The following is a 23,158-nucleotide window of genomic DNA, read 5'->3' as shown; positions in this document are numbered from 1 at the left end:
TCAATCTCCGAAAAAGCCCTCGGTACGGGCGATCTCCAAAGCCCTTTCTTCAGGGATCGTTAGGAACTTGGCAAGGGCTTCGGTATTTTCCTCGACAGTCCCGCTTTCGCGCATGATGTGCGTTTCTTCGAACCCTTCGTCCCGGATGCGGTCGGATTCATAGAAGAAATCCTGCCGGATCGTCGGAATCAGCCGTTCGATCGCCTCTTCCGGCGTGCGTTCGCCGGCAAGCCCCACCCGCAGCGCATGGCCCAAGATCCACTCGTCGGTGAAATTCGTCTCGATCTCGAGAAGCCGTGTCTTGGATCGGTCGGCGTAAAAATCCTTCATCAGGTCGATATCCGCCGGGTCCATCCCAATGGCCAACCTGTCGGTCTGATAATAATCGAACAACATCCGCATCAACGCCCGGCGGTGCCGCGTGCGTTTCTCGATCGTTCCCTGAATGCCACCGAGATCAGGGAGTGGCGTGCTCTCCTCGTCAAAAAGATAATCGATGGCCGGGATATTCGTCGTTTCGCGCAGGCGTTGCAGGAGCCGTTTGCCCACATGCCATTTCTTCGACACGACGATCAGCAATTCGCGGTCCCGCCCGAGCGTGGTTTCCGATTCCCAGAAGCGTTCCGCGAACCGCTGTCCGATCCGCCCCCTCCCGGTCAGGAAGGTGAACAGGTTGCGCCCCTCGTTGGAAATCTTGAAATCAACCGTATCGGATGCATAGAGCGCCCCGAGTCGCCGCTTGAGCTCATGCGCATCCGGGCTGATCTTGCGGGCGAACAGGTAATCCTGCGACAGGAGCATGTCGTAGTGGTCGTTGTAGAACGTCACCGGCATCCCGTAATCGGTGAACATCAGGAAGGTGAGGGTTCGTGTTTCGATCTCTTCGTCTGGCACGAGATGGCGAACGAGGGTCTGGAAGAACGTCTCGTCGGGAATCCAGGTCGTTGCGAAAAAGCGCATGACGTCGCGGCGCTGCCGCGTGAACTCCAGTATCCATTCAACCGTGCGCCGCCTCAGGCACCACCATTGCGATCCGATCTGCACCTGGATGTCCGCCGGGATCCGGCGCTTGAGCCCCAGCCGCTTCTGCAGGTTCATGGAGGTATAGAACAACCATTTCTGGGTGCGTTCGTTGAACCAGTGGCGCCAGATCAGCCGGTCTTCCTTGATCCCGGTCTTGATCCAGTCGGACTTGAAGAAATCGAAACTCTCGATGTAGTCGACATCGTCCGCATCGAGGAACTCATGCGCGTATTCCGCCGACTTGATCGCCATGCAATCGCCCGACACCATGTAGAAATGCGTCGCCCGCGGGAACGCCTCGACCGCCGCTTCGACAGCGTGCAATGTGCCTTCGACCAGAGACCACTCGCCCCATCCGCCCTTCACACGCGTCTTGGCGAAGGTAACGCTCGCATTTTCCGACAGCGCCGCCTGTATCATGTCGAAGTCCGATCGTGACGACCGGGCGTCAAAATGTATCGAGATATAGTCGCCCGCCGCCGTCAGTCGCGTCGCCTGATCAATGATCGCCTTGGGGTCTTTATGACACAATAAAATGAAGGCTATTTTTGCCATACGCGGTCCAATTTACCTCTTCGGCGGGCATTGTTGACATACCTAACGTAACGAAGCATTGAAGTTACAGAGTTTCTTTGCTTTTTTCGTCCGAAAGATCAAAGGGCGCTTGCGAGGGGTCCGCATAACGGAGGCTATTGCAGCACGATGGGTTTCCCCGGCACCTGGATGACCGAGAGTGAAAGCATGGTCTATCGGGTCGTTCCGAAATGCGCCTGCTCGACCATCGGGCAGATCATGTATTACTCCGATCATGGCGAATTCTTCGACGGCGATATCCACGATGCGACGGATGGCATCATCAAATGGGCGCAGGAAGAAAACCAGAAAAAGATCGAACGCAACGTGAAGGCGCACAAGAGTTACGCCTTCACGTGCGTGCGCAATCCCTACACCCGTATCCTGTCGTCCTTTTTCGACAAGATCTGCGGGATTCAGCGTAACGGCAACCGCTACCGCGGCAATCTCGTCCCCCTTCTGATCCAGAAATACGGGATCGAGGTGGGCAACCCTGACGATGGGTTCGAATTCGACCAGATCCAATCATTCCGCCGCTTCCTCCTGTTCGCGCGCGACACCATCCGCTTCCGCCGCCCCATGGACCCGGACATCCATTGGTCCGCCATGTCGGGCCATGTCTCGACCTTCATTCTGAACGGCGGGACATATGACCACATCTTCTGGACCGAGAACTTCAACGACGGGATGAAACGCGTCCTCGACAACGTGAAAACGCCGAAGAAGGTGTCGCTCAAATCCATCCCGCGTTTCAACGAATCCGCAGGCCATGGCCCCGAACGCGCGCACCCGGTCGAGGAGTATTTCGACGACCTCTCCATGCACCTGATGTGGGAGATCTACCGGCGGGATTTCGAATTGTTCAAATACGACTTCGACAATCCCGGCAACAAGCTCCCGGTCGACGACATCGACCTTGACGAGGTGCATAAAAAATTGGGGAGTTGAGCGGGATCAAGGCCCCGCGCCCCATCCTGTGACATGGTTCCGCAAAGGAGCCGCACCATGTCGAACCTCATCACCGTCACGCCGGACACGCTCGAGGAACACGGGTTCTTCTGCAAGATGAGCGCCCGCAAAAGCCATGCTTGGCAGGCCAAGCGCGATTGGCTTCTCGCCCGCTTCTCCGAAGGTCTCGAACTGCGGCTTCTGGGCGGCAAGCAACGTGGCTTCGTCGAATTCATGCCTGCCGCGCGGTGCTGGCGCGCCATCGAGAATGCAGACGACCTCATGGCGATCCATTGCCTCTGGGTGGTCGGTAAATCCAAAGGTAAGGGCCATGCCCGCGCCCTGATGGAAGAGGTCGAGCGCACCGCGCACGTCCGCGGCTTCAAGGGCGTCACCGTGCTCGCATCAAAAGGAAACTGGCTCGCCAAACCCGAGGTCTTCGCCCATTTCGGCTATGAAACCGTCGAAGAAGCCGCGCCGGGGTTTTCCCTTATGGTCAAACGCTTCGCACCTGGCCCCGCACCGCGGTTGAGCGGCAGCTGGGCCGCCAAGGCCGCCGCCTGCGGCCCCGGCTTGACCGTCCTGCGCTCCGCGCAATGCCCCTATCTGGAAGACGCGGCCGAACACGTGAAAACCTTCGCAGCGGCACAGGTCATACCCTTCAAGGACGTGCGGCTTGAAAGCGCCGCTGACATTCGAACACGTGCGCCATCGCCATACGGAGTCTACGCACTCGTTCGGGACGGCCGCCTCGTCGCCTACCATTACCTACTGCCGAAAGACCTGGCCCAGGTCCTCGCGCTCTAGTCGAAAGCAATCCGCTCCGACGCGACGACGATCACGTCTTCCAGCACCGCCAACTCGCGATTGACCGTTTCGATCACCGAACGGAAACCGCGCCCGTCGAAATCATGCGTGGTGTGCGCGTCCTCGACCAGCGTCACCATGAACCCGTACGCCGGAGCCGCGCGCACGGTCTGCGCGATACAGTGATCCGATTGCATTCCGCAGATCACCAGCCGGTCCACCCCACGACCGCCCAACTCACCCGCCAGCGCGGTGTCGGCAAAGGCGTTTCCCTGCCTTTTGATTACATGCGCCTCGCCGGGTTTGATACGGAACGCCGGGTGCAGCGTCGGGTCGGGCGTCACGTTCTCATCGGTCACCCAGACGACCGGCACCCCCGCCTCGCGCGCCCGCGCGACCAGATCGAACACGATCGACATGATCCTGTCCGGATCGGGCGTTTCATCCTCGATCAGGCTGACCTGCATATCTATGACGACCAGCGCCGTGGTCATGGCCTCTCCCGCGTTACCTGCCGCCAGCTTGGCAAAGCCAACGACTGCGCACCACCGTTATCGCCTTTCCGGTCGCGAAATATCCCGGGGGTCGGTGAAATTGCCTGCAATTTCACCGTTCGGGGGCAGCGCCCCCGCCGCGCGGCCCAAAGGCCGTGCAAAACCTGTGCGCGGGCCCTGCCCGCGCGCCTTTTGGTAACTCAGCGCCCGAGGCACCAGCGCATGATGGCTTTCTGCGCGTGAAGCCGGTTCTCGGCCTCGTCGAAGATCACCGATTGCGGGCCGTCCATGATGCTGTCGGTCACTTCCTCGCCGCGATGCGCCGGCAGACAATGCATGAACAGCGCATCCTCGTTGGCCGCCGCCATCAGGTGGTCGTTCACCTGGTAGGGGCGCAATATGTTGTGACGCCGCTCGCGGGTCGACAGCGCGTCATGCATCGACACCCAGGTGTCCGTCACCACGAGGTCCGCGCCCTCGACCGCTTTCATCGGGTCGCGCTCGATCTCGATGTTTGCGCCCTTGGCCCGCGCTTCGTCGACGAAAACCCCCTCGGGGTCGAGCCGCTCGGGGCCGGTGTAGGTCAGGTCGAAGCCCAATTGCCCGGCGGCATGGATGAAGCTCGCGCAGACGTTGTTGCCATCGCCCGACCAGACAACCTTCTTCCCCTCGATCGTCCCGCGATGTTCCTCGTAGGTCATGATGTCGGCCATGATCTGACAGGGGTGCGAGCGGTCTGTCAGCCCGTTGATCACCGGCACGCTCGCAGTCTCGGCCAGTTCGATCAGTTTTTCTTCCTCGAAGGTCCGGATCATGATGAGGTCCACGAACCGGCTCAGAACCTGTGCGGTGTCGGCGATGGTCTCGCCATGGCCCAGCTGCATCTCGTTGCCGGTGAGGACGAGCGTCTCACCCCCCATCTGGCGCACGCCGACGTCGAACGACACCCGTGTCCGGGTCGACGGTTTCTCGAAGATCAGCGCGACCATGTGGCCGTCGAGCGCAAGCTCGGCATCCTTCACGCCCTTCGGCTGGCCCGACCGCGCGGACTTGATCCGCTTGGCTTCCTCCAGCATGGACCGAAGGTCGGCGGGGTCTGTCTGGTTGATGTCGAGAAAGTGGGTCATGACGGCTCCTTCACGGCAGTCGCGGCCATTTCGAGCCGGGCAAGTCCTTCGTCGATATCCCCGTCGCTGATGTTCAGCGCGGGCAACAAGCGCACCACGTTGTCGGCGGCCGGAACGGTGATGACCCCGGCCTCGTATCCCGCCTTCACGAAATTTGCCGCCGTGACCTCAGGCCTGCACTTCAGGCCGATCATCAACCCGACGCCCCGCACCGTTTCGAACACGTCCGGATGCGCCGCGACCAAACCTTCAAGCTTCTGACGCAGCGCGCCGGCTTTCCGGTTCACCTCGGCGAGGAAACGGTCGCTCCCGACGATATCGATCAATTTGGACCCCACCGCCATGCCAAGCGGGTTGCCGCCATAGGTCGAACCATGCGTGCCGACCGTCATGCCGGAGGCCGCCTCTTCGGTGGCAAGCACGGCACCGAGCGGGAAGCCCCCACCAATACCCTTGGCGCTCATGAGGATGTCCGGCGTGATCCCGGCCCATTCATGGGCGAACAGTTTCCCGGTCCGCCCGATCCCGCATTGCACCTCATCGAGGATCAGCAGGATGCCGTGCTCGTCGCACAGATCGCGCAACCCCTTGAGACACTGATCCGGCAGCGGGCGGATACCGCCCTCGCCCTGAATCGGCTCGACCATGATCGCTGCCGTGTTCGCGTTCACCGCCGCGCGCAAAGCGTCGTGATCCCCGAACGGCAGGTGAACGAAACCCGGCATCAGGGGACCGAAGCCCTTGACCATCTTCTCGGCCCCCGACGCGGCGATTGCCCCTGTGGAGCGCCCGTGGAAACAACCCTCGAAGGTGATGATCTCGACCCGCTCCGGCGCGCCTTTGTCATAGTGGTACTTACGCGCCATCTTGATCGCGAGTTCCGCGGCCTCGGTGCCTGAATTGGTGAAGAACACGGTATCCGCGAAAGACGCATCGACCAGTTTCGCCGCCAGCTTTTCCTGACCCGGAATTTCGTAGAGGTTCGAGACATGCCAGAGCTTGTGCGCCTGCGCCGTCAACGCCCCGATCAGGTCCGGGTTGGCATGGCCCAGCGCGTTCACCGCGATCCCCGCGCCCAGGTCGAGGTATCGGCCCCCATCCTCGGTCATCAACCAACTGCCCTCTCCCCGGGAGAAGTTCAGTTTCGCGCGCGCATAGGTCGGCAGAACGGACGGGATCATGGCGTCATTCCTTGAAAAAGAGGCCTTTGGGTGCCGCAAGGCTTGGCCGGTGTCAACGATTTTGGAAAGGTTTATGGGCGAACGGGGTCTGGCGTCACGCGCTGGCGCGGCGACGTCGGGGGCAAGTATATGCGATCCGTTTACTCATGGCGCGCTCATTAAGGCGAAACGACCGATCTGTCCATCTGCTAAATCGGGGCTGCGCAATGCGCGGGTTTCACATATGAAACCGGCATGACGCTCGAACCCGCGCCGCTTGCTTCGGCGGCCTTCATGCTGACCGCCGCCGCGCTCGTCGCGGGAACCACGCTTCTGGCCAAGGTCGCGGGCGAAGCTGGCTTGCATCCGCTCCAGATCAGCCAGGGGCGTTTTCTCTTCGCCTTCATCGGCATCGCTACAACCGCATTCATACTGCGCTACCGGCTGACGCAACCGAACCTACCGATCCATGCGGCGCGATCGCTCGCAGGCTGGCTCGGGATCACGCTGACCTTCGCCGCGATCCAGTTCATCCCGCTGGCCGACGCCACCGCGATCTCGTTTCTCAACCCGGTCTTCGCCATGCTCCTCGCCATCCCGATCCTCGGAGAGAAGGTCGGCCCGTGGCGCTGGCTCGCTGCCGCCATTGCGCTCACCGGCGGCATGATCCTGTTGCGCCCCGGCTCCGGCGCGCTCGAGGCGGGCGCGCTGCTCGCCTTCGCCGCCGCCTTCGCGATGGGCATCGAGGTCACGGTGATCAAGTTTCTCACGGGCCGTGAACGCCCGCTCCAAATCCTTTTCGTCAACAACGCCATGGGCCTGACAATCGCCACCCTCGCGGTGCTTGCCACCGGCGTCTGGACACTGCCCGCCCCTTCCACCTGGGCCGTGCTCGCCGCGCTCGGCGGTATGATGGCACTGGCCCAGAGTTGTTTCATCCAGTCGTTGCGCCGGGCGGATGCGAGCTTCGCCACGCCATTTTTCTACACCACCCTCGTCTTTGCGGCGCTCTACGACGGCGTCGTCTTTGGCACCTGGCCAAGCCCGACCTCGGCACTTGGCGCAGGCGTCATCCTCGCCGGCGGCGCGCTACTTGCGTGGCGGGAAGGACGGTTGAAACCACGCCCGGAATAGGCCATATACCGGCCTTCCGCTTGTAACCGCGAGCCGGGCGACTAAAATGTCCGGAAAACCAAGGCTCAGGCCGACCCGAGGCCTCACGAGGAAGACATATGTCCTGGACAGACGAACGCGTCGAAACCCTGAAAAAGATGTGGGGCGAAGGCCAATCGGCCAGCCAGATCGCCAAGGAGCTTGGCGGCGTCACCCGTAACGCGGTGATCGGCAAGGTCCATCGCCTGGGTCTTTCCAACCGCGCCGGAGGCGGCACGACGACCGCGAAGGCCGCGCCCAAGGAGAAGGCCAAGCCCGCTCCCAAGAAAGCCGCGCCCAAGAAAGCGCCCGCCAAGGCCGAAAAAGCCGACGACAAGCCCGACGCCGCGCCCGCCGTGAAACCGGCGACACCCGCGCGCAAAGCAATCATCCCGGCCGGTCAGCCCCTCCCGCCCCAGCCCAGCGCGAACGAGATCAGCCCCGAAGCGCTCGCCAAGGTGTCGGAGATTGAAAAGTCGGCCAAGAAGCTTGGCCTCCTCGAATTGACCGAGCGGACCTGCAAATGGCCCATCGGTGACCCGGCGACCGAGGATTTCTGGTTCTGCGGACTCCCGGTGCAGGCTGGCAAACCCTATTGCGAGGCGCATGTGGGCGTGGCGTTCCAGCCAATGTCCTCGCGCCGCGACCGCAAGCGCTGAGGCCATGGGCGGCGGCACCGATACCGGCCCCGCCGTCCCCATACTTCGCTCGTTCGATGAACGCGAAGCACGTGATTTCTACCTCCGCTACCTCGGCTTCACGGTCGTTTTCGAACATCGGTTCGGACCGGACATGCCCCTTTACATGTCGGTGAAACGCGGCGCTTGTGAGCTTCACCTCTCCGAGCACCACGGCGACGCCACACCCGGCGGTGCCGTGCGGATCGAAGTTTCAGACATCGAAGCACTTCACGCCGAGATCACCGAACGCGGCCACCCGCGTCTGCGCCCCGGCATCGCGGATCAGACCTGGGGCGCGCGCGAAGTCATGCTCACAGACCCGTTCGGAAACCGCGTCGTGTTCTGGCAATCGCTTTCCGAACATGGCTGAGACCCGCGAACTCTGGGGCTGACGCGGCACGCCAATCGTCCTAACTTGTCGGTAACTGACAGGGAACAGACCATGAAATGGACAGCCGCACTTCTCGCCCTCGCGACCCTCGCTGCGTGCGAGACCACCTCGACCATCACCCGCACCGGCGAAACGGTGAGCTTCGGTGAAAAGACATACGACATCTATGTCGAGAACATCCGCACCTGGGGCGAAGGTTATGATTATCGTTATGCCAGGCGGATGATCGGAACCGAAACACGCTACATCTGGTGCGACGGCGACTGTCAGGCACGCCTCGACGCGCTGCTCGGACCCTGATTGGCGCTGTCAGGTGGGTTCGACCGCACGGACTTCCGCATCGAGGCGGTCGAACGGGTCGTTTTTCATCTTCTCCGGCATGTCGCCGTCGGGTTGAAAATCCGGCAGATAGAGGCCTGCGGTCCAGCGTTCCGGTAAACGAGAAAGCGCCTTCGACAATCGCTCGCTGGTTCGCATCGCCCGTCCGCGCACCTGCTCTGCTTTCACGGGATCACGGGCCTGAAGCCTTTGAAACCACCCGACCACAAGTTCCGCGCAACGATCCGGCCCAAGCGAGAAATAGGTAACAAGACCTGCAACGAGCGCGAGAAGCGCCAGGATGAGCACCTGCCACGGTTTGTAGATCAGAAAGACGGCGAGCAGCGTAAACGCGAGCAGCCGCGGCGCATCCGGACGTCTGACGAACCCCAGCACAGCCGCCCAAAGCCGTTGCCTGAATGCGGGCCTTGGCGGCTCCTGCTCTGCCAATTCCTCGAATTCCGGGCGTTTCGCTCGGCCTACGCGCGCCACTGGTGGCTGCGAGACAACGATCGGCTCCTCGACCGGCAACGTTGCAGGTATCTCCCGGGTCGGCTCCGGCTTCGCGTCGGCATCCTCGGCCTCGGCGATAAGCATGTTCCGAATCGCCTCGTCGATCCCGTCCGAATCCGGCCTGTCCGCAATTTTGTCATTCATCGTCCGGTCCCTGCCAAATCCAATCCGACCCGCACGCACCCATCCCGCAAAATAGGCGGGGGAAACATATTTCCTGCTCTTCAATTTTGACATCGGTGCGGCAAAGACATGGCAGCTTCGTGACATCACAGGATCTGCGCGACCCCTTTCCCGGATGACCGGAAGAGCGTATAGGCCGCTCCATGTCGACGAACCCGCCAGATCTACGCCCCGACCTCGCCCGTGCGCGCGTCACCGAAGTGGCCCGCCCCGGCCAGCCGAAAATCGGCATGGTCAGCCTTGGCTGCCCGAAGGCGCTGGTCGACAGCGAGCGCATCCTCACGCGCCTGCGCGCCGAGGGCTACGCGATCAGCCCCGACTATGGCGGCGCGGACGCGGTCATCGTGAACACCTGCGGATTTCTCGACAGCGCGAAGGCCGAAAGCCTCGAGGCAATCGGTGAGGCGCTCAATGAAAACGGGCGTGTGATCGTGACAGGGTGTCTCGGGGCCGAACCCGATTACATCACCGGCGCGCATCCGAGCGTTCTGGCCGTCACCGGCCCTCATCAATATGAGCAGGTGCTCGACGCCGTGCATGGTGCTGTCCCACCCAACCCGGATCCGTTCGTGGACCTCCTGCCCGCGACCGGGGTCAGCCTCACACCGCGCCACTACAGCTACCTCAAGATTTCCGAAGGCTGCAATCACGCCTGCAAGTTCTGCATCATTCCCGACATGCGCGGCCGGCTGCAATCGCGCCCGGCCCATGCCGTCGTGCGCGAGGCCGAGAAACTGGTCGAGGCGGGCGTTCAGGAACTCCTCGTCATTTCGCAGGACACCTCCGCCTACGGGCTCGATATCCGTTACGCCGAAGAGCGCGGCCACCGCGCCCACATCACCGACCTCGCCCGCGATTTGGGCTCGCTCGGGGCATGGGTGCGACTGCACTATGTCTATCCCTACCCCCATGTGCGCGAACTTATCCCGTTGATGGCAGACGGGCTGATCCTGCCCTATCTCGACATCCCGTTCCAGCACGCCCACCCCGACGTTCTGAAGCGCATGGCTCGGCCCGCCGCAGGCGCGAAAACGCTGGACGAAATCGCCGCCTGGCGCGCGGCCTGCCCGAACATCGCCCTGCGCTCCACCTTCATCGTCGGCTATCCCGGCGAGACCGAAGCGGAATTCCAGACGCTCCTCGACTGGCTCGACGAGGCGCAATTGGACCGCGTCGGGTGCTTCAAATACGAAAACGTGGACGGGGCGCGGTCAAACGCGCTGCCCGACCACGTCGCCGAAGAGGTGAAGGAAGAGCGCTGGCATCGCTTCATGGAAAAGGCCCAAGCGATCTCTGAAGCCAAGCTTGCCGCGAAGGTCGGCAAGCGGATCGACGTGATCGTGGACGAGGTGGACGCCGACGCCGCGACCTGCCGCACCAAGGCCGACGCGCCCGAGATCGACGGCTGCCTGTTCATCGACGAGGGGCACGAGGCGCTCACACCGGGCCAGATCGTCACCGTAGAAGTGGACGAGGCTGGCGATTACGACCTCTGGGGCCGGCTGGTCTAGTCGTCTTCGCGGTAGGTGAGCCGCTCCATTCGGCAACCTTCAGGGTCATGCAATAGCACGCCGTATGGGTCGCCTAGGTACTCCATGGGATCATCACGGTCATAAGCCCAATAAATCACCAAGCCGTTCTCGGTCTCGACCGCCTCACCCGGCAGGGTGCTATCGCCCTGCGACCACTGCGCCTCGAGCATGCCCGGCACGTCGGGCGAAATCCAGATATCCACCGACCCGCCGTACCGCGAACAATCCTCCGCCACGCCCTCCACGTCATACACATAGACCAACCCGCCCGCAGAGGCCGAAACCGGCAAGGCGAGAAGCGCCACAAGGGGCAAGATCGAAGCGGAACGAGACAACATAGACCCAATATGCCACGTCTTGCAGGTTCGGAAAAGGCAAGTGATTGCCCCCAAACCGCCAGATTCTCGCCCGAAATAGTGGTTATACGACAATCATGGTTATTGCTGTGGACGATTTCGAACTCGCTTTCATCGCTGTGCCCAATACGGCGGGCACCGCTGTGCAATCCATGCTCACGCAGCTTGCCGGAACCAAGCCGACGACAGACGACGACGGGCCATCCAACCGCGCCCGACACTGGCCACGGTTTCGCGAGGATCGTTTCAACGCTTACCAGGGATTCTTCCGGTTCACGCTCATTCGCGACCCGATCCAGCGGCTGTTGTCCGTCTATACGGAGCTCGTACAGGATCGCGAAGACCTGCCCCTTTCGTTGCGCGTGGGTGGCCAGCACGACGTGCCGATGTGCCCCGATCCCGACTTCTTCTTTCAGAACCTGACCGCCTACATGGGCGCGGTTCCGATCATCAAGCAACACGCGATGAAACAGGTCGTGTTCACCGGCACCCAGCTAGACCGGTACGACCGTGTCTACCGTGCCCGCGAACTTCGCCTCCTGCGGGACGACCTGACCGCCATGACCGGGCGCAGCGTGACATTCACCCGCCCGAACCGGTCCAAGGCGACATTCGATCTATGCGACCTCGCACCAGCGACGCAGGCCGCGATTCGGTCGCATACCGAGGCTGACTACGCCGCCATGTCGCAGTGGTTCAGGCCACCGTGGAACGCCGAAAAGCTCCTCAGCGCGGTGTGAGCTTCTCCAAAGCGAGTCCGTCTGCCCACGTGCCGTGCAATTCGCCGTCCGGCATCACGACATAGACCACAGGCGTATTCTGCCCCCAGTCGACAGTAACGATGTCTCCGTTGATCGGCCCCTGCCCCGAATAGCTCTGACTGCCCACCTGCCACTGCACCGAGACCACGCCATCCGCCTCGACGAGATCCGCGCGCCCGCTGTAGGCCGACCCGTCGGGATTGCGCCCTTCGGCGGTGTAACTGCCGCTCACATCGGCAAACGCGGGGGGTGCGGCAAGAAGAACGGCAAAGGCGAGGCGGGGGATCATTGGGCAAACTCCTGTCTGAAATCCGTAGCAGGTTAACACCGCACCCGAGATCGACAAAGCACCACGCGCGCAAACCCCGTCAGCACTCCGGCAGGTTGACCGCGATCCCCGCCTGACTGGTTTCCTTGTAGCGCTCGTCCATGTGCTGCCCGGTCTCCAGCATCACCTTGATGCAATTGTCGAGCGGCATGAAATGCTCGCCGTCCGAACGAAGCGCAAGCGACGCAGCCGAGACCGCCTTGATCGCCCCCATTGCGTTACGCTCGATGCAAGGCACCTGCACCAGCCCCGCCGCCGGGTCGCAGGTCATCCCAAGGTGGTGCTCCAGCGCGATTTCGGCCGCGTTCTCTATCTGCGCGTTGGTCCCGCCGAGCGCGGCACACAGCCCGGCGGCGGCCATGGCGCTGGCCGATCCGACCTCACCCTGACACCCCACCTCGGCACCCGAAATCGACGCGTTCTCCTTGATCAGCCCTCCAATGGCCGCTGCCGTCAGGATGAAATCCCGCGCCGCTGCCGCATCCGCCTCGGGGAAATGGTCGCGCAGGTATCTGAGCACAGCAGGCACCGTGCCCGCCGCCCCGTTAGTGGGCGCGGTCACGACCCGTCCCCCGGCGGCGTTCTCTTCGTTCACCGCCATGGCATAGGCCGAGAGCCAGTCGTTCACCACATGCGGCGCGTTGCGGTTGGAATACTTCGTGGCCTGCAAATCGTCATGCAGCGCCTTGGCACGGCGTTTGACCTTGAGCCCTCCGGGTAACACGCCCTCCTGCGCGAAACCACGGTCGACGACGGCGTTCATCGCCGCGATCAGCGCATCGAGCCGCGCATCGAGGTCGCCCACCCCATGCGCGTTTTCGTTTTCCCGTTTCATCTGCGCGATGCTCAGCCCCGTCTTGCGCCCCATAGCCAGCATTTCTTCCGCCGACCCGAAGGGATGCGGATAGCCCATGGCCCGCTTCTCGGCCCCGATCGAAATGGGCGGTGCAGTCAATTCTGCCTCCGTTTGCACGAAACCACCCCCGACCGAGTAATAAGTCTCGGTCATGAACGGATTGCCCGCTTCGTCGAACGCCCGAAACGTGAGCGCATTTGCGTGCAGTGGAAGCGGCTTCCCGAAATCGAAGGTCAGGTCCGTTTCCGGATTGAAAGCGATGTCCGGCAGCCCGTCATGCGTGATCTTCCGACGCTTCGCGAGCGCCGCGAGCAACCCCTCCGCCGCGTCCGGGTCGAGCCGATCCGGCGCCTCACCCAACAGCCCCAGCATCACCGCCCGATCCGTGTGATGCCCCTTGCCGGTCCATGCGAGAGACCCGTGCAGCGTGACACTGACCGACGCGAGCGTCCCGGCACCGGGGATCTTCTCGTCTTGGCGCAGGCTCGTGAGAAACCGCTCGGCCGCCACCATCGGCCCCATGGTGTGCGACGAAGACGGGCCTATGCCGGGTTTGAAAATGTCGAAGACGGATATGAACATGGAAACCTCGCGCTTGTCCCCACGCTAACGCGGGCCAACCGCGAGTCGGTTCAAATGCGCGACATTCGGGTGGAGGATGGCGACATTCAATGCCGCCTGAGCGCCCTATGCCTCCTGAAGCGATTTCACCGTCAGGTCGCCTTCGTCTCGCGCCTTCATCGCCCGGGCCGCCGCATGGCTGGCTGCTGCCGTGGTGAAATACGGTATTTTGTCGTAAAGCGCGACCGACCGCATCGAGCGGCTGTCCTCGACCGCCTGCGCGCCCTCGGTCGTGTTCATCACCAGATCGACCAACCCGTCCTTCATCACGTCCACGATGGTCCGCCCGCCTTCATAGGCCTTGCGCACCACTTCCGTCTCGATCCCGTTTTCCGTCAGGAACGCAGCCGTGCCGGACGTCGCCATGATATGGAACCCCATATCCCGCAGGATCGTCGCGGTTTCCGCCATCTGAGGCGTCTTGTCGTCGTCCTTGATCGAGAAGAACACGGTCCCCTCGGTCGGCAGGATCGTTCCCGCCCCCAATTGCGCCTTGAGAAACGCACGAGCGAAACTCGCATCCGATCCCATGACTTCGCCGGTGGAGCGCATTTCTGGCCCGAGCAGCGTGTCTACGCCGGGGAACCGGGCGAAGGGCAACACCGCCTCTTTGACAGCGAACCGATCCACCAGCGGGTCCACCAGATCGAATTCCGACAGCTTTGCGCCCGCCATGACCTGCGCCGCGATGCTTGCAATCGGGCTGTTCACGGCCTTGGCGACGAAGGGCACCGTGCGCGAGGCACGCGGGTTCACCTCGATGAGATAAATCTCGCCGCCCTTCACCGCGAACTGCACGTTCATCAGCCCGACGACCTTCAACTCTTTCGCCAGCGCGACCGACTGCCGCTTCAGCTCGTCGATGATCTCGGCGGACAGCGTATAGGGCGGCAGCGAACAGGCGCTGTCACCGGAATGGACCCCCGCCTCTTCGATATGCTCCATGATCCCCGCGACGTGAACCGCGTCACCGTCGGCAAGAGCATCCACATCGACCTCGACCGCCCCGGAAAGGTAGCTGTCGAGCAGCACCGGGCTGTCACCCGAAACAACCACCGCATCGCGGATATAGCGTTTCAGCCCTTCCATATCGCGCACGATCTCCATCGCGCGGCCACCCAGCACGTAGGACGGACGGATCACCAGCGGGAACCCGATCCCCATGGCGATCTCGACCGCCTCGGCATCGGAATGCGCGATCCCGTTCTTCGGCTGCTTGAGGTTCAGCCGGTTCACGAGGTCCTGGAACCGCTCGCGGTCCTCGGCCAGGTCGATCGCGTCGGGCGAAGTGCCGAGTATCGGAATTCCGGCGGCTTCCAGATCGTTGGCCAGCTTCAGGGGCGTCTGCCCGCCGAACTGGACGATGACACCGTGCAGCGTCCCGTTCTCCTGCTCGACCCGCAGAATTTCCATGACATGTTCGAAGGTCAGAGGCTCGAAATACAGCCGGTCCGAGGTGTCGTAATCGGTCGACACCGTCTCGGGGTTGCAGTTGATCATGATCGTCTCATAGCCCGCATCCGTCAGGCTGAAACAGGCGTGACAGCAGCAATAATCGAATTCGATCCCCTGCCCGATCCGGTTCGGTCCGCCACCGAGAATGACGACCTTCTTGCGCTCCGAAGGCCGCGCCTCGCATTCCACCTCGCCCATCATCGGGACTTCGTAGGTGGAATACATGTATGGCGTCTGCGCCTCGAACTCGGCCGCGCAGGTGTCGATCCGCTTGAACACCGCGTTCACACCGAGGTTCTGACGCGCACGGCGCACATTGGCCTCGTCCCGGCCGGTCAACGCGGCCAGACGCATGTCGGTGAAGCCCATCATCTTGAGCTTGCGCAGCCCCTCTTCGGTGACGGGAAGACCATTTTTGCGGACGTCGTCCTCGGCATCGATGATTTCGCGCACCCGGTCGAGGAACCAGGGGTCGAAGCTCGTGGCCCCGATGATCTCGTCATTGGTCAGCCCGTGCCGCATCGCCTGCGCGATCGTGCGCAGCCGGTCGGGCGTCGCGACCGAGATCGCCTTGATGACGGCGGCCTTGTCCGGCGCGCCTTCGATCTCGACCTCGTCGAATCCTGAGAGGCCCGATTCCATCGACGCCAGCGCCTTTTGCATCGACTCGTGAATGGTGCGCCCGATCGACATGACCTCGCCAACGGATTTCATCGCGGTGGTCAGGTGCGGCTGCGACCCGGGGAACTTCTCGAACGCGAATTTCGGGATCTTGGTGACGACGTAGTCGATGGTCGGCTCGAAACTTGCGGGAGTGACCTTGGTGATATCGTTGTCCAGCTCGTCCAGCGTATACCCCACCGCCAGCTTTGCCGCGATCTTGGCGATGGGAAAGCCCGTCGCCTTGGACGCCAGCGCGGACGAGCGCGAGACGCGCGGGTTCATCTCGATCACGACCATGCGACCGTTCTCCGGGTTCACCGCCCATTGCACGTTCGACCCGCCGGTCTCGACCCCGATCTCGCGCAGAACGTTGATCGAGTGCGTGCGCATCAGCTGATATTCCTTGTCGGTCAGCGTGAGCGCGGGGGCGACGGTGATCGAGTCGCCGGTATGAACCCCCATCGGATCCACGTTCTCGATGGAACAGACGATGATGGCGTTGTCGGCTTTGTCGCGCACGACCTCCATCTCGTATTCCTTCCACCCCAGAAGGCTCTCGTCGACGAGGATCTGGTTCACCGGCGAAGCATCCATCCCGGACCGGCAATAGTGGATATATTCGTCGCGGTTATAGGCCACGCCCCCGCCGGTTCCGCCAAGCGTGAAGGCCGGGCGGATGATTGCAGGCAGGCCAATCTCGTCCAGCGCCTCGAGCGCCTGAGCGACACCCGCTTCAAGATCCGCACTTCCGTTTTCGCGCTTGGGCGCGGTGACGATGGTCGCCGCCGGGTTCTCGATCCCCAGCCGATCCATCGCCTCGCGAAAAAGCTTCCGGTCCTCGGCCATTTCGATCGCGTCGCGTTTCGCACCGATCAGTTCCACGCCGAATTTCTCCAGCACCCCCTGATCGTCCAGCGCCAGCGCGGTGTTCAGCCCCGTCTGCCCGCCCATTGTGGGCAAGAGCGCGTCCGGCCGCTCTTTCTCGATGATCTTGGCAACAATGTCCGGGGTGATCGGCTCGATATAGGTGGCATCCGCCATATCCGGGTCGGTCATGATCGTCGCGGGGTTCGAATTGACCAGGATCACCCGATACCCTTCCTCGCGCAGCGCCTTGCAGGCTTGCGCCCCGGAATAGTCGAATTCGCAGGCCTGCCCGATGATGATGGGACCGGCCCCGATGATCATGATCGACTGGATATCGGTTCTCTTCGGCATCGCGCCTCACCCCCGGCAATGGACCACGCGCCGCGGATTCTCGCCTGCGCGCAAATTGTCGTGGGTTATAGACATGGCGGGCGCGGGGGCAAGGGGGCAGGCCGGAAAAACCCGCCCCGTTTCAGCTTCATCGTGCGATAAATATGCCGGGGAGGTCTGGAGGGGCAGCGCCCCTCCAACATCGCGACGCGCGCCCCGCGCGCGGCGCAAGACCTATCACGGGTTCGCCTCCGCCCGCGCGACCCGGATGACAACGAGGATCAGCGCGACACAGGCAAAGAAATTGATCCCGACCTGAACCCAGTCGCCCTCACCGAACATGTTGAGCGCAAGGTAGACCGGCATCGAGAACAGCACGAAGGTCACGCTGATCGTTCGCACCGCAAGCCGCCTTTCCGCAACCGCCAGCAGGCCGGGCAGCATCATGAACGGTAGGATCAGGTAATGAACCCATCCAAGCGGGTTGGCGACCAGCGTCACCAGCAGAACGCCCAGAAGCCGCAGCCAGATGCGCAACCTCTGCGACACGTCGCGGCTCGCCCACCAGATAGCGGCGAACCCGACGATCATGATCGCACGCGTGATCCATGTGACCCAACCCGGCTCGACCACCTGGCTCGGACGGCCGATCACCCATTCCGCGCGGCCCGCGAGCGTTTCGCCCAGTTGGTAGAGTACCAGCTCCGCGCCCGCATTGATCCGGCTGATCAGGATATGACCCTCGATCGCCGACAACTTGGCCAGAAGCTCGGCATGAAGCGGCCAGCCCGCCAGCGCGACGGACAATCCGGCCAAAGCGGCACCGAACCCCGCGAAGGCCGCGAGCGCGGTCCAGCGCTTCTCCATGATGAAGACGATCACGAGCAGCGCCGGCGACAGCTTGGCCGCAGCCGCCAGGGCGAGCAGCCCGCCCGACAGAACGTCCCTATCGTTCGCAAGCGCCACGAAGGCGGCAAGCGTCACCGCGGCGACGATGACCTGGGGCTGTCCGAGGCCATAGATCATGTAGGCCGGCGCTGTGCCGATCAGGAACAGGAAGGACAGGCCGGACCAGGCCACCGGGTTGACCATGTTCGGACGCACGAACCGCCAGGACAGCCATACCATCCAGAAACTCGCGAGTATGAAGGCGACGAGCGTTCCGTCGAAGAACACCCTCGAATTCACCGCGCCAGCGATAGGGGCGAACAGCACGGCCCAGAGCGGCGGATAGAGGAAAGGTGTGAAATAGACCGTCTCTTCCCAGCCTTCGGCGGTGGCCCAGTCAACCCATTGCTGTGGCGGCTCGACGAGGAACGGAACCGGCCCCGGTGCATAGACCAGCTCCGGCATCCCCGCGCTCCACGATTTTGCAGCGTAGTAAATCGCCGTCGTGTCGAGCTTCAGATTTCCCCAATGCAACGCAACCATCGCCGCCGCCCAGATCAGGGCGATCAGCACGGCAATCGACGTATCACGCTTCATTGTAGAGATACTCACGGGTAATCGGCACGATCGTGGGTTTATGTGCCATCTGAAGTTGGAAAATCACAAGCCCCAACTCCGTGAAACTCATCTCCGATGCGATCAGGTAATAGCGCCACATGCGCACGAACCGTTCGTCGAACATCTCGCGCACCCGGTCGAGATTGGCCTCGAACTTGTCCTGCCAGGCCCGCATTGTGCGCGCGTAATGGTCGCGCCAAACCTCGATGTCGGCGGGCATGAGCGGGGTCTTTTCCACCTCGGACATGACCTCGGACAACGCCGGGATATAGCCACCGGGGAAGATGTACTTGTGGATGAACGGGCTGGTCTGGCCGGGCGGCGTGGTGCGCCCGATGGTATGGACGAGCGCGATGCCGTCCGGGGCCAGAACCTTGCCAAGCTGATCGAAGAAAATGTGGTATTGCGGCTGGCCGACATGCTCCAGCATCCCGACCACCACGACCCGGTCGAAGGTCTCGTTGAGGTCGCGGTAATCCATCAGTCGGAAATTCACCCGGTCCGCGACCCCGGCCTCCTCGGCCTTCTTCTTCGCGTAATTCAATTGCACGTCCGACAGGGTGACACCCGTCACCTGCGCGCCGAACTCCTTTGCGAGCTTGATCGACAGGCCGCCCCAGCCCGAGCCGATGTCGAGCACCCGCATGCCGGGCTCGATCATGAGTTTCCTGCCGATATGCTCCATCTTCGCCTGCTGCGCGGCGCCGATGTCCATATCGTCTTCGCGGAAATAGGCGCAGGTGTATTGAAGCGCGTCGTCGAGAAAGAGCTCGTACAACTCGGCGGGCAGGTCGTAATGCGCCTCGACGTTCAGCCGCGCGATGTTGATGGGGTTGCTTTGGGCGAACCGTCGCAGCCCGGTGCGCGCGGCGGCGGCGGCGGCAGAGAACCGGCCCGACCCGTTCTCGCGCACATTGCGAGCGATGAGGCGCAGAAACCCGGTCAGGTCATCGCCCTCGATGGTCAGCCCGCCCTCCATATAGCCTTCGCCCAGCGCAAGCTCAGGATTCTGCATCAATCGGCGCAGAAGACCGGGGTCACTGATCGTCGCGTGAACGTTTTCGCCGGTGCCGTCACCGTATCGCCCGGTCGTCCCGTCCGGCCAGGTGATCTCCAGATCGCCACTCTTCACGAGCCGCGCGACCATGCGCGACAACATCCCACCTAGCATGTCCCGTCCCTCTTGCCTGGGGTTCGACACACCCTAAACGCGAGCGCGGGACGGGGGAAAGCCGAAACGCTATTCTGCGGCTTCTGCGAAGGCAGGATTGGCGGGGTTCGCCTCGTGCCCGGTGTAAAGATAATCGCGGGTGATCGGCGCGGCGGTCAGCGTCTTACCGATCTGGACCTGGTAGACGAGCAAGTTGCCATAGGTGAATGCGGCTTCCATCGACAGAAGGTAATAGCGCCACATCCGCACGAACCGCTCGTCATATAGCGCCCGTGCTTCGTCCGCCCGCGCCATGAACCGGTCGTGCCACGCCCCGAGCGTCCTTGCGTAGTGGATGCGAAGAGCTTCGACGTCCTGCGTGACGAGGCGATGGTGGTCGACCGCGGCCTGCATCTCGCTCAGGGCCGGAGAATACCCGCCGGGGAAGATGTATTTGTTGAACCACGGGTCCGAGTAGTTCGGCGGCCCGATATGTCCGATGGAATGGATGAGCGCGAGCCCGTCCTCGGTCAATCGATCCTTCACCTTGCCGAAATACTCGTTGTAATGCGGCGCACCCACATGTTCGAACATGCCCACCGACACGATACGGTCGAATGTCTCGGTCACGTCGCGGTAATCCTGAAGCCGGAAGTCGCACAGATGGCTCAACCCCGCCTCTTCGGCCCGCTTGACCGCAATCGCGTGTTGCTCGGTCGACAGCGTGACACCCACGACCTTCGCGCCATAGTCGCGGGCGAGCGTCAGCCCCATTCCGCCCCAGCCGCAGCCGATGTCCAGAACGGTCATCCCCGGTGCAAGCCGGAGTTTCTTGGCGATATGCTGTTTCTTGGCCTCCTGCGCCTCGTCCAGCGTCATGTCCGGTTCCGGCCAGTAGGCGCAGGAATACTGCCGGTCGCGGTCGAGGAAGAGATCGTAGAGTTCGCCGGACAGGTCGTAGTGATGCGCGACATTGGCCTTCGCCCTGACCAGCGTATTGGCCTGTTCCAACTTCCGACCCATCCGTTTCGCGAAGTCGAAGGGCCTTTGTGCCCAGTGATAGCTTTTGCCCTTGATCGCCGGAATCGCCACCCGGAAGAACGCCCGGAGATCGTCGATCTCGGCACGCCCGTCCATATAGCCCTCGCCCACGGCAAGCTCGGGGCTTATGACGAGTGACCGGATCAGCGACGGATCGGTGATCCGCACATGCGCCTCCGGCTGGCCCTGCCCATAGCGGCGGGTCGACCCGTCTGGATATGTCAGATGTAGTGTTCCGTCGCGGAAAAAATGCGACAGACTCTTGTCAAGCAATGCAGTCCACATGCCAGGCTCCCTCTTGGCACCGGCCCACCGCCGGCTCCCGAATGTGACTGCTCGCCCCTTTGTTCCAAGGGTTTCGGCGTGCCGTACCCCTGCCTCAACATTGTTAATACACGTTAACCGTGGGACCGATTTCCCATTCTGTAAAGCCACTTGCACGATGTTTTGTTCCCATCGGCGGGCATTTTCCGACGAAGGCTTGACTTCGCTTGGCTGGCAATGTGTATCGGCTCGGATAGAAAACAGCCCCGAGGAACCATCATGCACGCTTATCGCAGCCATACTTGCGCGGACCTGAACGCGAGCAACGTGGGCGACCAGGTTCGCCTGTCGGGCTGGGTCCATCGCGTGCGCGACCACGGCGGCGTGCTGTTCATCGACCTGCGCGACCATTACGGTATCACGCAGGTTCTGGCCGACGAAGACAGCCCGGTTTTCGCCGAGGTCGAGAAACTGCGCTCGGAATTCTGCATCCGCATCGACGGCAAGGTGCTGGCCCGCGACGAAAGCCTCGTGAACCCGAAACTGCCGACCGGCGAGGTCGAAGTGTTCATTCAGGACATGGAAGTGCTCGGCGCCTCCGAGGAACTGCCCCTGATCGTGTTCGGCGATCAGGAATATCCCGAGGAAACCCGCCTGCGCTATCGCTACCTCGATCTGCGCCGCGAAGAGATGCAGTCGAACATCACCCTGCGCTCCGACGTCATCGCCTCGATGCGCAAACGCATGTGGGATCAGGGCTTCCGAGAATACCAGACGCCGATCATCACCGCGTCCTCGCCCGAAGGCGCGCGCGACTTCCTCGTCCCCTCGCGCCTGCACCCCGGCAAGTTCTACGCCCTGCCGCAGGCCCCGCAGCTCTTCAAACAGCTCATCATGGTGTCGGGCTTCGACAAGTATTTCCAGATCGCGCCGTGCTTCCGCGACGAAGACCCGCGCGCCGACCGCTCGCCCACCGATTTCTACCAGCTCGACATGGAAATGAGCTTCGTCGAACAGCAGGACATCTTCGACACGATCCAGCCCGTGGTTCAGGGCGTGTTCGAGGAATTCGGCGGCGGTCGCAAGGTCGACACCGAATGGGAGCAAATCTCCTACAAGGACTCGGCACTCTGGTACGGCACCGACAAGCCCGACCTTCGCAACCCGATCAAGATGCAGGTCGTGTCCGAGCATTTCCGCGGCTCCGGCTTCGCGATCTTCGCGAACCTGCTCGAGCAGGACGGCACCGAAATCCGTGCCATCCCCGCGCCCACCGGCGGCTCGCGCAAATTCTGCGACCGGATGAACAAATTCGCCCAGGGCGAAGGCCTGCCGGGGATGGGTTACATCTTCTGGCGTGATGGCGACGACGGCATGGAAGCCGCCGGCCCCCTCGCCAAGAACATCGGCCCGGAGCGCACCGAAGCGATCCGCCAGCAGCTTGGCTTGGGCGTGGGCGATGCCGCCTTCTTCCTCGGCGGCAAGCCGGATGCGTTCGAGCGTGTCGCGGGCAAGGCGCGCACCGTCATCGGTGACGAGCTTGGCCTCACCGACACCGACCGTTTCGCTTTCGCCTGGATCGTCGACTTCCCGATGTACGAGGCCGACGAGGACACGGGCGATATCGACTTCTCGCACAACCCGTTCTCGATGCCGCAGAACCTCGAGGACCTCGACGGCCACCCGCTGTCGGTCCTCGGCTACCAATACGACCTCGCCTGCAACGGATACGAGCTGATCTCCGGCGCGATCCGGAACCACAAGCGCGATGTCATGTTCAAGGTGTTCGAGAAGGCCGGCTACGGTGCGGAAGAGGTTGAGAAACGCTTCGGCGGCCTCGCCCGCGCCTTCCAATACGGCGCCCCACCCCACGGCGGCTGCGCGGCAGGCATCGACCGCATCGTCATGCTCCTGGCCGACGAATCGAACATCCGCGAAGTCATGATGTTCCCGATGAACCAGCGCGCCGAAGACCTGATGATGGGCGCGCCGTCGGAACCGACCAACGAACAGCTTCGCGAATTGTCGCTGCGCGTCATCGAAGCGCCGAAGGAGTAAG

At 62.6% G+C, this 23,158-nt stretch carries 21 protein-coding genes; 9 read left to right on the top strand and 12 right to left on the bottom strand.

Going from position 1 to position 23,158, the window contains the following annotated elements:
• Complete coding sequence (locus KJP28_RS02600; protein ID WP_218390668.1) at positions 1 to 1,578, bottom strand: DUF5928 domain-containing protein; 1,578 nt, start codon at positions 1,576 to 1,578, stop codon at positions 1 to 3.
• Between the two features lie 147 nt (positions 1,579 to 1,725).
• Between KJP28_RS02600 and KJP28_RS02595 the strand changes: the two genes are divergently transcribed.
• Positions 1,726 to 2,544 (top strand): sulfotransferase family protein, encoded by an 819-nt coding sequence (locus KJP28_RS02595; protein WP_218390667.1) that lies wholly within the window; start codon positions 1,726 to 1,728, stop codon positions 2,542 to 2,544.
• Positions 2,545 to 2,601: 57 nt separating this feature from the next.
• A complete protein-coding gene (locus KJP28_RS02590) occupies positions 2,602 to 3,351 on the top strand; it encodes a GNAT family N-acetyltransferase (protein ID WP_218390666.1) in 750 nt (249 codons plus the stop codon).
• Here KJP28_RS02590 and KJP28_RS02585 read toward each other — a convergent pair.
• The 3 genes from KJP28_RS02585 to KJP28_RS02575 form a co-directional block, all read right to left on the bottom strand.
• A complete protein-coding gene (locus KJP28_RS02585; RefSeq protein ID WP_218390665.1) occupies positions 3,348 to 3,845 on the bottom strand; it encodes an isochorismatase family protein in 498 nt (165 codons plus the stop codon). The genes KJP28_RS02590 and KJP28_RS02585 overlap by 4 nt on opposite strands.
• 200 nt (positions 3,846 to 4,045) lie before the next feature.
• Positions 4,046 to 4,972, bottom strand: coding sequence for an ornithine carbamoyltransferase (gene argF / locus KJP28_RS02580; protein ID WP_218390664.1), 927 nt, complete (start codon positions 4,970 to 4,972; stop codon positions 4,046 to 4,048).
• Entirely contained in the window at positions 4,969 to 6,153 is a 1,185-nt protein-coding gene (locus KJP28_RS02575; protein ID WP_218390663.1) for an aspartate aminotransferase family protein, read from the bottom strand. The genes argF and KJP28_RS02575 overlap by 4 nt, the downstream gene beginning before the upstream one ends.
• A gap of 234 nt (positions 6,154 to 6,387) precedes the next feature.
• On the opposite strand from KJP28_RS02575, the gene KJP28_RS02570 reads away from it, so the two are divergent.
• The 4 genes from KJP28_RS02570 to KJP28_RS02555 all read left to right on the top strand — a co-directional run bounded on the left by KJP28_RS02570 (position 6,388) and on the right by KJP28_RS02555 (position 8,655).
• The gene (locus KJP28_RS02570) at positions 6,388 to 7,266 is read left to right on the top strand and encodes a DMT family transporter (RefSeq protein ID WP_218390662.1); all 879 of its coding nucleotides are present in this window, start codon (positions 6,388 to 6,390) and stop codon (positions 7,264 to 7,266) included.
• Positions 7,267 to 7,364: 98 nt separating this feature from the next.
• A complete protein-coding gene (locus tag KJP28_RS02565) occupies positions 7,365 to 7,943 on the top strand; it encodes a GcrA family cell cycle regulator (RefSeq protein ID WP_218390661.1) in 579 nt (192 codons plus the stop codon).
• Positions 7,944 to 7,947: 4 nt separating this feature from the next.
• The gene (locus KJP28_RS02560) at positions 7,948 to 8,334 is read left to right on the top strand and encodes a glyoxalase superfamily protein (RefSeq protein WP_218390660.1); all 387 of its coding nucleotides are present in this window, start codon (positions 7,948 to 7,950) and stop codon (positions 8,332 to 8,334) included.
• 72 nt (positions 8,335 to 8,406) lie between these two features.
• The gene (locus tag KJP28_RS02555) at positions 8,407 to 8,655 is read left to right on the top strand and encodes a hypothetical protein (protein WP_218390659.1); all 249 of its coding nucleotides are present in this window, start codon (positions 8,407 to 8,409) and stop codon (positions 8,653 to 8,655) included.
• Between the two features lie 9 nt (positions 8,656 to 8,664).
• Here the strand turns inward: KJP28_RS02555 and KJP28_RS02550 are convergent, their stop codons facing one another.
• A complete protein-coding gene (locus KJP28_RS02550) occupies positions 8,665 to 9,330 on the bottom strand; it encodes a hypothetical protein (protein WP_218390658.1) in 666 nt (221 codons plus the stop codon).
• Positions 9,331 to 9,512: 182 nt separating this feature from the next.
• Here KJP28_RS02550 and rimO point away from each other — a divergent pair, with 182 nt between their 5' ends.
• Entirely contained in the window at positions 9,513 to 10,880 is a 1,368-nt protein-coding gene (gene rimO / locus KJP28_RS02545) for a 30S ribosomal protein S12 methylthiotransferase RimO (protein WP_218390657.1), read from the top strand.
• Here rimO and KJP28_RS02540 read toward each other — a convergent pair.
• Positions 10,877 to 11,239 (bottom strand): hypothetical protein, encoded by a 363-nt coding sequence (locus KJP28_RS02540; RefSeq protein WP_218390656.1) that lies wholly within the window; start codon positions 11,237 to 11,239, stop codon positions 10,877 to 10,879. The two genes, rimO and KJP28_RS02540, sit on opposite strands and share 4 nt — an antisense overlap.
• Before the next feature lie 95 nt (positions 11,240 to 11,334).
• Between KJP28_RS02540 and KJP28_RS02535 the strand changes: the two genes are divergently transcribed.
• Positions 11,335 to 11,997: a sulfotransferase family 2 domain-containing protein gene (locus KJP28_RS02535; RefSeq protein ID WP_218390655.1), complete on the top strand. Its 663-nt coding sequence runs from the start codon at positions 11,335 to 11,337 to the stop codon at positions 11,995 to 11,997.
• Here the strand turns inward: KJP28_RS02535 and lfb1 are convergent.
• From lfb1 to KJP28_RS02505, 6 genes are all read right to left on the bottom strand, one after another.
• A complete protein-coding gene (lfb1, locus tag KJP28_RS02530; RefSeq protein WP_218390654.1) occupies positions 11,984 to 12,307 on the bottom strand; it encodes an LIC10280 family protein in 324 nt (107 codons plus the stop codon). The genes KJP28_RS02535 and lfb1 overlap by 14 nt on opposite strands.
• A gap of 79 nt (positions 12,308 to 12,386) precedes the next feature.
• A complete protein-coding gene (locus tag KJP28_RS02525) occupies positions 12,387 to 13,784 on the bottom strand; it encodes an L-serine ammonia-lyase (protein ID WP_218390653.1) in 1,398 nt (465 codons plus the stop codon).
• A 105-nt stretch (positions 13,785 to 13,889) separates the two neighbouring features.
• Positions 13,890 to 17,159 carry a carbamoyl-phosphate synthase large subunit gene (gene carB / locus KJP28_RS02520; protein WP_218390652.1) on the bottom strand — a complete coding sequence of 1,090 codons (3,270 nt, stop codon included), beginning with the start codon at positions 17,157 to 17,159 and terminating at the stop codon, positions 13,890 to 13,892.
• Between the two features lie 216 nt (positions 17,160 to 17,375).
• Complete coding sequence (locus tag KJP28_RS02515; protein WP_218390651.1) at positions 17,376 to 18,623, bottom strand: glycosyltransferase 87 family protein; 1,248 nt, start codon at positions 18,621 to 18,623, stop codon at positions 17,376 to 17,378.
• Positions 18,613 to 19,815, bottom strand: a complete 1,203-nt coding sequence (locus KJP28_RS02510) for an SAM-dependent methyltransferase (RefSeq protein ID WP_255552157.1) — start codon at positions 19,813 to 19,815, stop codon at positions 18,613 to 18,615. The genes KJP28_RS02515 and KJP28_RS02510 overlap by 11 nt, the downstream gene beginning before the upstream one ends.
• Before the next feature lie 69 nt (positions 19,816 to 19,884).
• The gene (locus KJP28_RS02505; RefSeq protein WP_218390650.1) at positions 19,885 to 21,120 is read right to left on the bottom strand and encodes an SAM-dependent methyltransferase; all 1,236 of its coding nucleotides are present in this window, start codon (positions 21,118 to 21,120) and stop codon (positions 19,885 to 19,887) included.
• A gap of 258 nt (positions 21,121 to 21,378) precedes the next feature.
• Between KJP28_RS02505 and aspS the strand changes: the two genes are divergently transcribed.
• A complete protein-coding gene (gene aspS / locus KJP28_RS02500) occupies positions 21,379 to 23,157 on the top strand; it encodes an aspartate--tRNA ligase (RefSeq protein WP_218390649.1) in 1,779 nt (592 codons plus the stop codon).
• Position 23,158 lies beyond the last annotated feature (1 nt).

The sequence above is a fragment of the Maritimibacter dapengensis genome, assembly GCF_019218265.1.
Classification (GTDB): Bacteria; Pseudomonadota; Alphaproteobacteria; order Rhodobacterales; family Rhodobacteraceae; genus Maritimibacter; species Maritimibacter dapengensis.
Note: the sequence above shows the minus strand (reverse complement) of the source record. Positions and strands in the feature narration are given on the sequence as shown.